The following is a 13,423-nucleotide window of genomic DNA, read 5'->3' as shown; positions in this document are numbered from 1 at the left end:
ATCAGTGGAGGGTTCAAGAAAAGATCGCAGCCTTCGGCAGCTCCTACAGGTGTACGGCATGCCTTTGTAGGAGCTGCCGAAGGCTGCGATCTTTTGATCTTTAACGCACTATCGCGGTTCGATGTGGGCAATCATCAACTGAACGGTCTCGTTCCCACGGAACTCGTTGAGGTCGAGTTTGTAGGCCAATTCCACCCATTTGATGGTCGGATTTGGCCAGATATCGCGGTCGATACCGAAGGCGATTCCATCAAGCTTCACCGAACCGCATTCGCTTCTCAGCACCACTTTGAGGTGCCGTTCACCCACAACGCGTTGCTCGACCAACTGGAACACCCCGTGAAACAGCGGCTCCGGGAAGTGCTGCCCCCAAGGCCCGGCGTGGCGCAGGGCGCGGGCCAGTTCCAGGTGAAACTCTTCGACCGCCAAGGTGCCGTCCGACAGCAGGCGCCCGGTCAGGTCTTCTTCGCGCAGTTGCCTACGCACTTCAGCGTCAAAGGCCTCGGCAAATAACGGAAAGTTCGCTTCCGGCAACGTCAGGCCTGCCGCCATGGCGTGGCCGCCGTATTTGCTGATCAGGTTCGGATGTTGCGCCGCCACCACGCTCAAGGCGTCGCGAATATGAAAGCCCTGAACCGAACGCCCCGAGCCCTTGAGCAGGCCATCGCCGGCATCGGCAAAGGCAATGGTCGGACGGAAATAGCGCTCTTTCATACGAGAGGCGAGGATTCCGATGACGCCCTGGTGCCACTCGGGATCGAACAGGCACAGGCCGAATGGCATCGATTCCACCGGCAAATCCTTGAGCTGTGCCAGCGCCTCACGCTGCATGCCCTGCTCGATGGATTTGCGGTCCTGATTCATGCCGTCCAGTTGAGCAGCCATTTCACGGGCAGCACCCGTGTCTTCGGTGAGCAGGCATTCGATGCCCAGGCTCATGTCATCCAGACGCCCTGCCGCGTTCAGACGCGGGCCGAGGATGAAGCCCAGGTCGGTGGAGGTGATGCGCGAATGGTCACGCTTGGCCACTTCAAGGATCGCCTTGATTCCCGGCCGCGCACGTCCGGCGCGAATCCGCTCCAGGCCCTGATGCACCAGAATCCGGTTGTTGGCATCCAGCGGCACCACGTCGGCGACGCTGCCCAGTGCCACCAGGTCCAGCAGTTCGCCAATGTTCGGCTGCGGCGTGCTCTCATACCAACCCAGACTGCGCAGGCGCGCGCGCAGGGCCATCAGTACATAGAAGATCACCCCGACTCCGGCCAGGGCTTTGCTCGGAAACTCGCAACCCGGCTGGTTCGGATTGACGATGGCATCGGCCAAGGGCAGTTCATCGCCGGGCAAGTGGTGATCGGTGACCAGCACCTTGAGCCCGGCCTTTTTCGCCGCCGCCACGCCTTCGACGCTGGAGATACCGTTGTCCACGGTGATCAGCAGGTGCGGCTCGCGGGTCAGCGCCACCTCGACGATCTCCGGCGTCAGGCCATAGCCATACTCGAACCGGTTCGGCACCAGATAGTCGACATGCGCCGCGCCCAACAGACGCAACCCCAGCATGCCCACGGTACTGGCCGTCGCACCGTCGGCGTCGAAGTCGCCGACGATCAGTATCCGCTGACGTTGCTCCAGGGCCGTCACCAGCAAATCCACCGCCGCATCGATACCTTTGAGCTGCTGATACGGAATCAGCCGCGCCAGGCTCTTGTCCAGTTCAGCCTCGGATTGCACGCCCCGCGCCGCGTAAAGGCGGGTCAGCAGCGGTGGAATATCACCGAGGAATGGTAGAGTGTCGGGCAACAGGCGAGGTTCGATGCGCATGGGGTGACAGGTGCTTCTCTTGAATACGTAGGATAAAACCGGGTAACGCGGTTCAGCGGCGAATAATCAGCCGCGTTCACCGCTCAGCCATTGCAACTGGACTTCGTGCTGACCACGGTCGTCGGTGACGAAAATCGTTCCTTCGCTGATCATCACATCCCACTTGATAACGCGCGGCATGTCCTTGGCCAGGGTTTCCAGCACTTCCTGAGGCACAGCGGCGATGTGAACGTTTTTCAGGTTTTTGATCGCCGGGATCACTTTGGTTTCCCAGACACGCAGGCTGCCGTAAGCCAGCAGGCTGGTGCGCTCGGTGCGGCGCGAGCACCAGGTCAGGCGATCGGCGTCTGGCTGGCCGACTTCAATCCAGTGCAGGACACGATCATCCAGGCTCTTTTCCCACAGCGCTGGCTCATCCACGTCTGACAGACCGCGACCGAAGGACAACTGCTCGTTGTACCAGAAGGCGTAGGCCAGCAGCCGCACGGTCATGCGCTCTTCGGTTTCCGAAGGGTGACGGGCGATGGTCTGCTTCACATTCTCGTAGACGCTGCGGTCGAGGTCGGTGAGGTTCAGTTCAAACTTGTAGGTCGTGGACGGCTGGGCCATGAACGGGCTTCTTGATACGAGGAAAGGCGGCAAGTCTAACCGATGCAACAGGCAATCAACGAATTGAAGGCATCAACTTTGGGCGATGGGCGTCGGCCTATGTTAAAACTCTGCATTCGCTCAGCCTTTGTCCTACAGGATTCAGTATGCCGTTCTCCAACAAACCGCTCTCCGGTCTGAAAGTCATCGAATTGGGTACGTTGATTGCCGGGCCGTTTGCCTCGCGTATTTGCGGCGAGTTCGGCGCCGAAGTGATCAAGATCGAATCCCCGGACGGCGGTGATCCGTTGCGCAAATGGCGCAAGTTGTATGAAGGTACTTCGCTGTGGTGGTTCGTTCAGGCGCGTAACAAGAAGTCTTTGACCCTGAACCTGAAACACCCGGATGGCCTGGCGATTCTCAAACAGCTGCTCAGCGAAGCGGACATCCTGATCGAGAACTTTCGCCCCGGAGTGCTGGAAAAGCTTGGCCTGGGCTGGGACGTCTTGCATGCACTGAACCCGAAACTGGTGATGGTGCGGCTTTCGGGCTTTGGTCAGACCGGGCCGATGAAAGATCAGCCAGGCTTCGGCGCGGTCGGTGAGTCCATGGGCGGCCTGCGCTACATCACCGGATTCGAGGACCGGCCGCCAGTGCGCACCGGGATTTCCATCGGTGATTCTATTGCCGCGCTCTGGGGCGTGATCGGCGCACTGATGGCCTTGCGGCATCGCGAGGTCAACGGCGGCTTGGGGCAAGTGGTGGACGTGGCGTTGTACGAAGCGATCTTCGCCATGATGGAAAGCATGGTCCCGGAGTTCGACGTGTTCGGCTTCATCCGCGAACGCACCGGCAACATCATGCCGGGCATCACGCCCTCCTCCATTCACACCAGCGCCGACGGCAAGCACGTGCAGATCGGCGCCAACGGCGATGCGATCTTCAAGCGTTTCATGCTGATCATCGGTCGCGAAGACTTGGCCAACGACCCTGTGCTGGCCAGCAACGACGGACGCGATAGCCGTCGCGACGAGATCTACGGGGTGATCGATCGCTGGGTCAACTCACTGCCACTGGACGCGGTGATCGAGCAACTGAACCAGGCCGACGTTCCTGCCAGCCGGATCTTCAGTGCCGAAGACATGTTCAGTGATCCGCAGTACCTGGCCCGGGAAATGTTCCTGCAAGCCAAGCTGCCCGACGGCAAGGACTTCAAGATGCCCGGCATTGTGCCAAAACTCTCTGAGACACCCGGCAGCTCCGAATGGGTCGGGCCGCAGTTGGGTGAGCACAATGCGCAAGTACTCCACGACCTTGGCTACGACTCGGCACAGATCACGCGGTTGCGTGAAGACGGGGCCATCTAAGCTGAAGCGTCTGCTTTCATCCGCAATCGATTACGCCGGCATCGGGCGTGTGCTGGTGCTGCTCGGGCTGTTGGCGGGGCTGATATCCCCGGCCCTGGCGCAACCTAAGGAACATTTGTTCTGGCTGCTGCGCGACCTGCCGCCACTGACGGTCTTCGAAGGCCCGAAAAAAGGCCAAGGCGTTATCGATCAACTGATGCCGCTGTTGATCGCCGGGATGCCGCAATACGAACACACCCTGATGCGGGTCAATCGCGCCCGTGGCATGCAAATGCTCCATGAGAAATCTTTCACCTGCGACCCCTCGCTGATCTGGAGCGAGGAGCGCGAACACTGGATTGCGTTTTCCATACCGGTCTTCCGGGCAGTCAGCAATGGGCTGGTGATCCGACGTGAAGATCGGTCGGCACTGGAGCCTTTTCTCTTTGGCGATGAAGTCGATCTGGCAGCACTGTTGGTCAGCGGACGAGAGAAAGTCGGTGTAGTGGCCGAGCGCCGTTACGGTCAGTTCCTCGACACGTTGCTGCAACAAGCGCCGCCCGGCGTGCTGACGGCTCACTACGGCAACGACGCCCTCGGCAATCTGTTGCAGATGCAGCGCCTGGGTCGCTTGCAAGTGGTCTTGGGTTACTGGCCGGAAATCCGCTATCAGGCTCGTCAGGAACATATTGCCGATGATCAGTTAGAGTTTTATCCGGTCAAAGGCACGGGCAAATACTTGTCCGGGTACATCGGTTGCTCGAATACGCCCCAGGGGCGACAGGCAATCAGTGAAATCAATCAGCTATTGCGCGCCTTGCCCCGCGAGCGCCTGGCCCCGCTGTACGCCGACTGGCTCGATCCGCAAAGACGCAAGGACTACCTGGAAGAAACCAGGGCTTTTTTCGAGCGTCAGGCCGCGCACTGAAGAATCGCAGGCAAAAAGAAACCCCGAGAAGTGGGGAGACGACTCGGGGTTAAACGTGGCCTACATAAAGACCAGTAGCAACAAGCTACAAGCACCGGAGCACAATGCTTGATCCTGCTGTTACATGGTCTGACTGACCTTGGCGCAGGAAGGTTCCCACAAAAAACAATTCAATTTCGGCTGGCCAGGATCTTGTCCTGAGCAGCATTGCGCAACGCCGCGATGACACAGGGCTCCAGACGTCCTTCAGCGATCAGCACGTCGCGGTGCAGCCCGTCGACGACATCCGTCAGCAGACGTTTATCGGTTAACTGGGCCTGATTGAACGCCCGTTCGACCACGATAGCGCCGCTCGTACTCTTCAGTGTCACCAGGCATTCGCCATGGGCACCCGATGGGGTCAACGTGACCAGATACGGGCTTAGAGCCTCACCGAGCAATAGACTGATACTTTCCATCTCGATCACCACTCAATAGTCCGAAAACAAAGTGCCTGGGGTGTGTCCACAGTAGATGACCACAGGCCCGAGAAGAAAGTTCTGGATTCCAACGGCAGGCGCACCGGCGCCTCTGGTAACTAGAGCATGCACGGTCAAGATGACAGTAAAAAAACAGCTGATTCACGCTTAATACCAAGTGCAGAACCTGTGGGAGCGCGCCTGACTGACAGGTATTGCCGATTCATGCCTGCCTTGTACGCTTGCCGATATCGCTCCATCCGCCCAGCAATCCTCGCAATTGACCATTGGCACTGTAGAACGGCACCGTCCACTGGTAGATATCCCTGACGCCATCCTTGAACATCAACTGACGTTCACTGAAGCGAGTCTTGCGCGTACCTAGCTGAGCCATGAACTCGGTGTGCAGCTGCTCGGCGGTCTCTTTGGGCAAAACATCGACTTCGATCAGTTGTCGACCCTGTACCTGGTCGAAACGGGTCGACAAGTTCTCCTCATAACTTTTGTTGCACATGATCAAACGCCCCTCCAGATCACGCACGAACATCGGATCGGGCATGGCGTCTATCAACGCATGCTGAAATGCGAGCTGGTCATTAAGGTCTTTCTCGGCATCCCGACGTTGTTCGATCAGTGCGGCGAGCCGACGGTTCCACAGCAATGAAAGCAGGCCGAACAGGCTAACGATGAACAGGCTCCAGCAGCCCCACTGGGTTATCCGCTGCCAGGCCGAGGGCGCATGTACCGGTGCAATTCCATTCAGCCATTTCAGCCGTATGGCGCGTAGCTCTGCAGGCGGGAATGCTTCGAGCGCCTTGTTGAGGATGCTCAATAGGTGCGGCTGTCCTTTGCGGACCGCCAAGTGATCAGCTTCCCACTTGCCCTCCACCGCAGGCCCTACCTTGAGCCGGTCCGAGGGATAAAGCTGCGCTCCGATTTCATTTTCTATGGTGGCGTAGGCCTCGCCACTTTCCACCAGCGCCAAGGCTTCACCGTAGGTTTTGACCAGGCGCAGCTCAATCGCCGGGTAATCACGACGAATCACACCCTCCAAGGCGTGCCGGGCCGGCAATACCAGGACTCTTCTGGAAAGTTGTTCCAGGGACTGTAACGCTGGTGTGTCGGCCAGTCCCACGAGTACCCAACCCGCCCCGCCGAATGCATGGCTGAAATCCAGGAACACCTTGCGCTCGTCATTTATTGCCAACGTCGTGCTCATGTCCGCCGCGCCGTTTTCCAGTTGTTCCAGCAGTTGATCGGTAGAAAACGACTCTTCATGGACGAACCGCAGCCCTGTCATGGCGCTGATTCGGTCGAGCACATCGTTGTTCAAACCGCTCCAGTGACCATACTCATCCTTGAACAGGTACAGCGGGTACTGCGCCGACGCGACAACGACCTCGGGATGATCACGAATCCATTGCAGCTCCTGAGCATCCAGCTCAATGCGTGCGACGGCGGTTGACGCCCTGGAATCATGTGCCACCAATTGCGCTGCCTTTACCCACGGCCCGAAGCCCAGGGCGCCCAGCAAAAACATCCAGCACACGGCTGGTCTAAACCCTCTGAAAAACAGCATTGCCACTTCCTTGGTAATCGTCTCGCCCGTCCTTCATGGGCGGCTCTTCTTTTACGAAACCCGGCAAGTGTGGCATGCAGAAATGAGAAAGCCCGTCAGGAGACGGGCTTCAAAATGTGACAGCTTTTACCGGTTACAGCGGCTTGCCGCGGTTGCCATGCTGACTGACAAAGGCCTGTACGGCTTTCAGGTCGTTCGGCAACACGGTGCAACGCTCATCTCGCTCAAACAAATCAGAAAGATGTGCAGGTAGTTCGAGCGCTTTTCCTACACCGGCTTTTTCCACTGCGTCCGGGAATTTGACCGGATGGGCTGTACCGAGGATCACCATCGGGATATCCAGGCTGCGACGGCATTCGCGCGCGGCCTTCACGCCGATGGCAGTGTGCGGGTCCAGCAGTTCGCCGGTTTGCTCAAAGACTTCGGCAATGGTTTCGCACGTTTGGGCGTCGTCCACGGCCAGCGAATCGAACAGTTTGCGTGCCTCGGTCCAGCGCTCCTGTTCGACGCTGAAACCGCCGCCCTGCTTGAAGGTGTCCATCAAGCCGGCTATTGCCGCGCCGTTGCGACCGTGCAGGTCGAACAGCAGGCGTTCGAAGTTCGACGACACCATGATGTCCATGGAGGGCGACAGTGTGGCGTGCAGGGTTTCCTTGACGTACTGATTGCCGCTCATGAAGCGGTGCAGGATGTCGTTGCGGTTGGTGGCGACGATCAACTGATTGATCGGCAGGCCCATGTTGCGCGCCAGGTAACCGGCGAAGATATCGCCGAAGTTGCCGGTTGGCACCGAGAACGACACCGAACGCGCCGGGCCACCCAGCTGCAGGGCTGCGTGGAAGTAGTAAACGATCTGGGCCATGATCCGCGCCCAGTTGATCGAGTTCACCGCCACCAGGCGCGTGCCCTTGAGGAAGCTCTGGTCGGCGAAGCTGGCCTTGACCATTTCCTGGCAGTCATCGAAGTTGCCTTCGATGGCGATGTTATGGATGTTTTCGCCGAAGATGGTGGTCATCTGGCGACGCTGCACTTCGGACACACGGTTGTGCGGGTGCAGGATGAAGATGTCGACGTTTTCGCAGTGCTTGCAGCCTTCGATGGCGGCCGAACCGGTGTCACCGGAGGTGGCGCCAACAATCACCACGCGCTCACCGCGTTTTTCCAGCACGTAGTCGAGCAAGCGACCGAGCAGTTGCAGGGCGAAATCCTTGAACGCCAGGGTCGGGCCGTGGAACAGCTCCAGTACCCATTCGTTGCCATTGAGCTGACGCAACGGGGCCACGGCGTTGTGGGAAAACACGCCGTACGTTTCTTCAAGAATCTTTTTGAAATCGGCATCGGGAATGCTGCCGGTCACGAACGGGCGCATTACCCGGAAGGCCAGCTCGTGATACGGCAGGCCGGCCCAGGAAGCGATCTCTTCCTGGGTGAAACGTGGCAGGTTTTCCGGCACATACAGGCCGCCGTCCGTGGCCAAACCTGCCAGCAGGACGTCTTCAAAATTCAGGGCCGGTGCCTGGCCGCGGGTACTGATATAACGCATGACTGGCTCCAATAGACAGTGTTCGCAATGCCGGGCCCGCGTGCGGGCCCGGTGAACGATAACGGCTTAGTTCAGGTGCTCGACGCGGATTCGTACGACCGGGCCTACCACGCCTTCCAACGCTTCCAGGGCGGTGATTGCGTCGTTCATGTGCTGTTCCAGCACACGGTGCGTCAGCAGGATCATTGGCACCAGACCGTCATGCTCTTCGACTTCTTTCTGCATGATCGATTCGATGTTGATACCGCGCTCCGACAGGATGCTCGCCACCTGAGCCAACACGCCCGGATGGTCCTTGGCCTGAATGCGCAGGTAGTAGGCGCTTTCACAGGCTTCGATCGGCAGGATCGGATGGGCCGACAGCGAATCCGGCTGGAAGGCCAGGTGCGGTACGCGGTTTTCCGGATCGGAGGTCATGGCGCGAACCACGTCCACCAGGTCGGCGATCACCGACGAAGCCGTCGGCTCCATGCCGGCGCCGGCGCCGTAGAACAAGGTCGAACCGGCAGCATCGCCGTTGACCATCACCGCGTTCATCACGCCGTTGACGTTGGCGAGCAAACGATCGGCCGGGATCAGCGTCGGGTGCACACGCAACTCGATACCGGCCGCGGTGCTGCGCGCCACGCCCAGGTGCTTGATGCGATAGCCCAGCGCTTCGGCGTAGTTCACGTCAGCGGTGGTCAGCTTGGTGATGCCTTCGGTGTAAGCCTTGTCGAATTGCAGCGGGATACCGAATGCAATGGACGCCAGGATCGTCAGCTTGTGGGCTGCATCGATGCCTTCGACGTCGAAGGTCGGATCGGCTTCGGCGTAACCCAGGGCTTGCGCCTCGGCGAGTACATCTTCGAAGGTGCGACCCTTTTCACGCATTTCGGTGAGAATGAAGTTGCCAGTGCCGTTGATGATCCCGGCCACCCAGTTGATGCGGTTGGCGGACAAACCTTCGCGGATCGCTTTGATCACGGGAATGCCGCCGGCCACGGCCGCTTCGAACGCCACGATGACGCCCTTCTCGCGAGCCTTGGCGAAAATTTCATTACCGTGAACGGCAATCAGTGCCTTGTTCGCGGTGACCACATGCTTGCCATTCTCGATGGCCTTGAGTACCAGCTCGCGGGCAACGGTGTAGCCGCCCATCAGCTCTATAACGATGTCGATCTCAGGGTTCGTGGCCACTTCGAACACATCGTTGGTAATCGCAATACCGGTCGTCTGGAACTGAGGCTTTGGCGTGCGCATGGCAATTTGTGCCACTTCGATTCCACGCCCGGCACGACGAGCAATTTCCTCGGCGTTGCGCTGAAGTACGTTGAAGGTACCGCCACCGACGGTCCCTAACCCACAGATGCCTACTTTGACCGGTTTCACTGTGAACTCCCCATAAAACGGCCGACTCGAGGCCGGCCGTGAAAACAACCGCATACTCGCGGCTCTCTATTAATGGCCCGACAATATTGCCGCCGAACCATGATCGTCAAAGGCTGACCATGACGATGCGAAATTATTTCGCGCCCAATGCCAGTTTGGCGACTTGTGGCGCAGGCTGGTAGCCCGGAATGACCTGTCCGTCGGCCAAAACGATGGCCGGTGTACCGTTCACGCCGATCGACTGACCGAGGGCGAACTGTTTGGCTACCGGGTTCTCGCACTTGGCGGCCTTGATTTCCTTGCCATCGACCATTTTGTCCATGGCCGCTTTCTTGTCCTTGGAGCACCACACGGCTTGCAGTTGCTCGTCACCCGCCGAGCCCAGGCCCTGGCGCGGGAACGCAACATAACGCACTTCGATACCCAGCTTGTTCAGCGCCGGCACTTCGGCGTGCAGCTTGTGGCAATACGGGCATGTGGTGTCGGTGAACACGGTGATGTGTGATTTGGTTTCGCCGATGGCCGGGTAAACCACGGTTTCAGCCACTGGAATGTTATTGATCAGTTTGGAAATGCCCAGGCGCTCGGTCTTCTCGGTCAGGTTGACCGGTTTGCCGTCCTTGAGCTGGAACAGGTAACCCTGAACGACGTATTGGCCATCGGCGCTGGCATAGAGCACACGGCTGCCCTTGAGCTTGACTTCATACAGGCCTGGCAGCGGGCTGGCGGTGATGCTTTCGACCGGCACGTCGAGTTCGAGGGTTTGCAGGCTTTTACGAATGGCTTTGTCGGCCGTGTCATCGGCGACGGCAAAGGTGCTGACCAACGCAATGGCTGCGGCGGCGAAAATCTGGGTCAGACGCATGAGAACTCCTGAAGGCGGACAAATGGGACGATCAGAACACCCGTGCCGAAACACCGGGTCATAACCGCCCATCGTGCAAACCGGCAAAGCCTACCACATAAGGCCCCCGTGGCCGAATGCGGGTGACGCGAGACACCCATGCCTGACTGACACCCATTATTGTGGCGAGGGAGCTTGCTCCCGCTCGGCTGCGTAGCAGTCGCAAATAGGCCAGTCGGGCTTTCCTGAATAAATGCAGCGCCTGGTTTTGGGGTTGCTACGCAACCCAGCGGGAGCAAGCTCCCTCGCCACAGGGTTGACGCTAGCCTCTGGGGTGATGCTTGGCGTGCAGGTCCTGCAAGCGTGCGCGGGCGACGTGAGTATAGATCTGGGTCGTCGACAGATCGCTGTGGCCGAGCAACATTTGCACCACGCGCAAATCGGCACCGTGATTGAGCAAGTGTGTGGCGAAGGCATGGCGCAGGGTATGTGGAGACAACGACTTGCCGATCCCGGCGACCTTGGCCTGGTGTTTGATGCGATGCCAGAAGGTCTGGCGGGTCATCTGCTCGCCGCGCAGGCTGGGGAACAGCACATCGCTGGGACGCCCGCCCAGCAACTCGCCACGGGCATCGCGCATGTAGCGCTCGACCCAGACAATCGCCTCCTCGCCCATCGGCACCAGTCGTTCCTTGCTGCCCTTGCCCATCACCCGCAGCACGCCTTGGCGCAGGTTGACCTGTTCCAGCGTCAGGCTGATCAGCTCCGTGACCCGCAAGCCACAGGCGTAAAGCACTTCCAGCATGGCGCGGTCTCGCTGACCGATGGCTTCGCTCAGGTCTGGCGCGGCCAGCAGCGACTCTACATCGGCTTCCGACAAGGACTTAGGCAACGGCCTGCCTAGCTGGGGCATATCGACACGCAATGTCGGATCGACCGCGATCAGCTTCTCCCGCAATAAATAGCGATAGAAGCCACGCACACCGGAAAGAAACCGCGCCGTGGAACGGGGTTTGTAGTTTTGCTCCAGGCGCCAGGCCAGGTGATCGAGGATCAACTCGCGACCGGCGTTGATCAACTCCAGGCCCTTTTCCTGCAACCAACCGTTGAACAAGGCCAGGTCGCTGCGATAGGCATCGCGGGTATTATCGGAAAGGCCTTTTTCCAGCCACAGGGCGTCAAGGAACTGGTCTATCAGGGGATGATCAATGGCAGGCATGGGGTCTCGGACAGGCAGGCGTAAGGCTGCGAAAAATGAGGAGTCTTTCATAGCACGTTGGCGGCGAACATAAAATTCAGGCACAAAAAAAGCATCCCTCTCGAGATGCTTCTTTTTGCTTGAGGCGCTCAGCTTATTGTTGTGCCGGTTCGTTCTGCCCCAGGATCAACTTGCCTTCCTTGTCGACCGGAATCTGGTTGCCCGGATCGCGATCCATCCGCACTTTGCCTTCCTTGCCATCCAGCGAATAACGAACGTCGTAGCCTACAACCTTGTCGCTGATGTCATTCACGGTGTTACAGCGGGTTTGAGTGGTGGTGTAGGTATCACGCTCCTGCATGCCTTCCTGCACCTTGTTACCCGCATAACCACCGCCGACCGCACCGGCCACTGTGGCGATTTTCTTGCCTGTACCGCCGCCGATCTGGTTGCCCAACAGGCCACCCGCCAGCGCGCCGACCACCGTACCGGCGATCTGGTGTTGATCTTTCACCGGCGCTTGCCGGGTAACCGTAACGTCCTTGCACACTTCACGTGGAGTCTTGATTTGTGTCTTGACCGGTTCAACGGCCAACACTTGCGCATACTCAGGGCCGCTTTTAACCAGGTTGTAGGTGGCAACAGCACCCCCGGCAGTGACACCGACAGCACCCAATACCGCACCAACCAGCAACGACTTGTTCACATGAACCTCCTGACCATCACAGACGGGACAAACCCGCGCTTCTCCCAGCCTTGGAGCATAAAAAAAGGCGCGAGTTCAATACTCGCGCCTTCTCGGGCTACAGCTGGAAAAGCGATAACCGTTATGGGCGGTCGTCGACTTCCGTCTCGGCCACCGCAGCAGGAATCAGGTCCTCGCTGCTCAGGTTCAGCCAGATCAGCACCACGTTCGCGATGTAGATCGACGAGTAAGTACCCGCCAGAACACCGATGAACAGGGCGATGGAGAAGCCGAACAGGTTGTCGCCACCGAAGAACAACAAGGCCGCGATCGCCAGCAACGTGGAGATCGACGTCGCCATGGTCCGCAGCAGGGTTTGCGTGGTCGAGATGTTGATGTTCTCGATCAGGCTGGCCTTGCGCAGTACCCGGAAGTTCTCACGAACCCGGTCGAATACCACGATGGTGTCGTTGAGCGAGTAGCCGATGATCGCCAGCACCGCCGCCAGTACCGTCAGGTCGAAGGTAATCTGGAAGAACGACAGGATACCGATGGTCACGATCACGTCGTGGATCAGCGAAACGATTGCACCGACTGCAAACTTCCACTGAAAGCGGAAAGCCAGGTAGATCAAAATGCCGCCCAGCGCCATCAGCATGCCGAGGCCGCCCTGGTCGCGCAGTTCTTCACCGACCTGAGGGCCGACGAATTCGACGCGCTTGACCACCGCAGGGTTGTCGCCACCGAGCTTCTGCAAGGCCTCGGCCACCTGGTGACCCAGCTGCGGGTCTTCACCTGGCATACGCACCAGCAAATCGGTAGTCGCACCGAAGCTCTGTACGATCGCCTCGTGATAACCCGACGTCACCAGCTGCTCACGCACCTTGGTGACGTCAGCCGGACGCTCGTAGGTCAGCTCGATGAGCGTACCGCCGGTGAAGTCCAGGCCCCAGTTCATGCCCTTGGTGGCGACACTGAACAATGCCAGTGCGGTAAGGAACAATGTGACGCCGAACGCAATGTTGCGAACGCCCATGAAGTTGATTGTACGTAACATGGCAGCCC

Annotated in this window: 12 protein-coding genes; 2 read left to right on the top strand and 10 right to left on the bottom strand. The window is 59.0% G+C overall.

The window, feature by feature from the left end:
* Positions 1–108: 108 nt before the first annotated feature.
* The gene (gene recJ, locus ACZ89R_RS23465; protein ID WP_429544440.1) at positions 109–1,818 is read right to left on the bottom strand and encodes a single-stranded-DNA-specific exonuclease RecJ; all 1,710 of its coding nucleotides are present in this window, start codon (positions 1,816–1,818) and stop codon (positions 109–111) included.
* A 66-nt stretch (positions 1,819–1,884) separates the two neighbouring features.
* On the bottom strand, positions 1,885–2,427 hold the full coding sequence (locus ACZ89R_RS23460) for a YaeQ family protein (protein WP_008072874.1): 543 nt from the start codon (positions 2,425–2,427) through the stop codon (positions 1,885–1,887).
* Positions 2,428–2,573: 146 nt separating this feature from the next.
* On the opposite strand from ACZ89R_RS23460, the gene ACZ89R_RS23455 reads away from it, so the two are divergent.
* Together ACZ89R_RS23455 and ACZ89R_RS23450 are read left to right on the top strand one after the other, a co-directional pair.
* The gene (locus tag ACZ89R_RS23455) at positions 2,574–3,773 is read left to right on the top strand and encodes a CaiB/BaiF CoA transferase family protein (protein WP_305504693.1); all 1,200 of its coding nucleotides are present in this window, start codon (positions 2,574–2,576) and stop codon (positions 3,771–3,773) included.
* Positions 3,754–4,680: a TIGR02285 family protein gene (locus ACZ89R_RS23450; RefSeq protein WP_429544441.1), complete on the top strand. Its 927-nt coding sequence runs from the start codon at positions 3,754–3,756 to the stop codon at positions 4,678–4,680. The genes ACZ89R_RS23455 and ACZ89R_RS23450 overlap by 20 nt, the downstream gene beginning before the upstream one ends.
* Positions 4,681–4,850: 170 nt before the next feature.
* Here ACZ89R_RS23450 and ACZ89R_RS23445 read toward each other — a convergent pair whose 3' ends face one another.
* From ACZ89R_RS23445 to secF, 8 genes are all read right to left on the bottom strand, one after another.
* The gene (locus ACZ89R_RS23445; protein WP_429544442.1) at positions 4,851–5,138 is read right to left on the bottom strand and encodes a DUF3509 domain-containing protein; all 288 of its coding nucleotides are present in this window, start codon (positions 5,136–5,138) and stop codon (positions 4,851–4,853) included.
* Between the two features lie 223 nt (positions 5,139–5,361).
* Entirely contained in the window at positions 5,362–6,717 is a 1,356-nt protein-coding gene (locus ACZ89R_RS23440; protein ID WP_429544443.1) for a transporter substrate-binding domain-containing protein, read from the bottom strand.
* Between the two features lie 133 nt (positions 6,718–6,850).
* Positions 6,851–8,260 (bottom strand): threonine synthase, encoded by a 1,410-nt coding sequence (gene thrC, locus ACZ89R_RS23435; protein ID WP_007897604.1) that lies wholly within the window; start codon positions 8,258–8,260, stop codon positions 6,851–6,853.
* A 66-nt stretch (positions 8,261–8,326) separates the two neighbouring features.
* On the bottom strand, positions 8,327–9,631 hold the full coding sequence (locus ACZ89R_RS23430) for a homoserine dehydrogenase (protein WP_134101880.1): 1,305 nt from the start codon (positions 9,629–9,631) through the stop codon (positions 8,327–8,329).
* 133 nt (positions 9,632–9,764) lie between these two features.
* On the bottom strand, positions 9,765–10,496 hold the full coding sequence (gene dsbC / locus ACZ89R_RS23425) for a bifunctional protein-disulfide isomerase/oxidoreductase DsbC (protein ID WP_008072863.1): 732 nt from the start codon (positions 10,494–10,496) through the stop codon (positions 9,765–9,767).
* Positions 10,497–10,797: 301 nt separating this feature from the next.
* The gene (xerD, locus tag ACZ89R_RS23420) at positions 10,798–11,694 is read right to left on the bottom strand and encodes a site-specific tyrosine recombinase XerD (protein WP_123498045.1); all 897 of its coding nucleotides are present in this window, start codon (positions 11,692–11,694) and stop codon (positions 10,798–10,800) included.
* Between the two features lie 133 nt (positions 11,695–11,827).
* Positions 11,828–12,379 (bottom strand): glycine zipper 2TM domain-containing protein, encoded by a 552-nt coding sequence (locus ACZ89R_RS23415; RefSeq protein WP_123498043.1) that lies wholly within the window; start codon positions 12,377–12,379, stop codon positions 11,828–11,830.
* A gap of 121 nt (positions 12,380–12,500) precedes the next feature.
* Positions 12,501–13,415, bottom strand: a complete 915-nt coding sequence (gene secF / locus ACZ89R_RS23410) for a protein translocase subunit SecF (protein WP_429544444.1) — start codon at positions 13,413–13,415, stop codon at positions 12,501–12,503.
* Positions 13,416–13,423 lie beyond the last annotated feature (8 nt).

This window comes from Pseudomonas sp. TE3728 (assembly GCF_056279145.1).
This window is presented reverse-complemented; position numbering and strand designations above follow the sequence as displayed.

Excerpts from the sequence above, each read along its gene's own strand:
- ACZ89R_RS23445 (WP_429544442.1), bottom strand. The coding sequence starts at position 5,138 with ATGGAAAGTATCAGTCTATTGCTCGGTGAGGCTCTAAGCCCGTATCTG.
- ACZ89R_RS23440 (WP_429544443.1), bottom strand. The coding sequence starts at position 6,717 with ATGCTGTTTTTCAGAGGGTTTAGACCAGCCGTGTGCTGGATGTTTTTG.
- ACZ89R_RS23460 (WP_008072874.1), bottom strand. The coding sequence starts at position 2,427 with ATGGCCCAGCCGTCCACGACCTACAAGTTTGAACTGAACCTCACCGAC.
- dsbC (WP_008072863.1), bottom strand. The coding sequence starts at position 10,496 with ATGCGTCTGACCCAGATTTTCGCCGCCGCAGCCATTGCGTTGGTCAGC.
- thrC (WP_007897604.1), bottom strand. The coding sequence starts at position 8,260 with ATGCGTTATATCAGTACCCGCGGCCAGGCACCGGCCCTGAATTTTGAA.
- recJ (WP_429544440.1), bottom strand. The coding sequence starts at position 1,818 with ATGCGCATCGAACCTCGCCTGTTGCCCGACACTCTACCATTCCTCGGT.
- ACZ89R_RS23455 (WP_305504693.1), top strand. The coding sequence starts at position 2,574 with ATGCCGTTCTCCAACAAACCGCTCTCCGGTCTGAAAGTCATCGAATTG.
- xerD (WP_123498045.1), bottom strand. The coding sequence starts at position 11,694 with ATGCCTGCCATTGATCATCCCCTGATAGACCAGTTCCTTGACGCCCTG.
- secF (WP_429544444.1), bottom strand. The coding sequence starts at position 13,415 with ATGTTACGTACAATCAACTTCATGGGCGTTCGCAACATTGCGTTCGGC.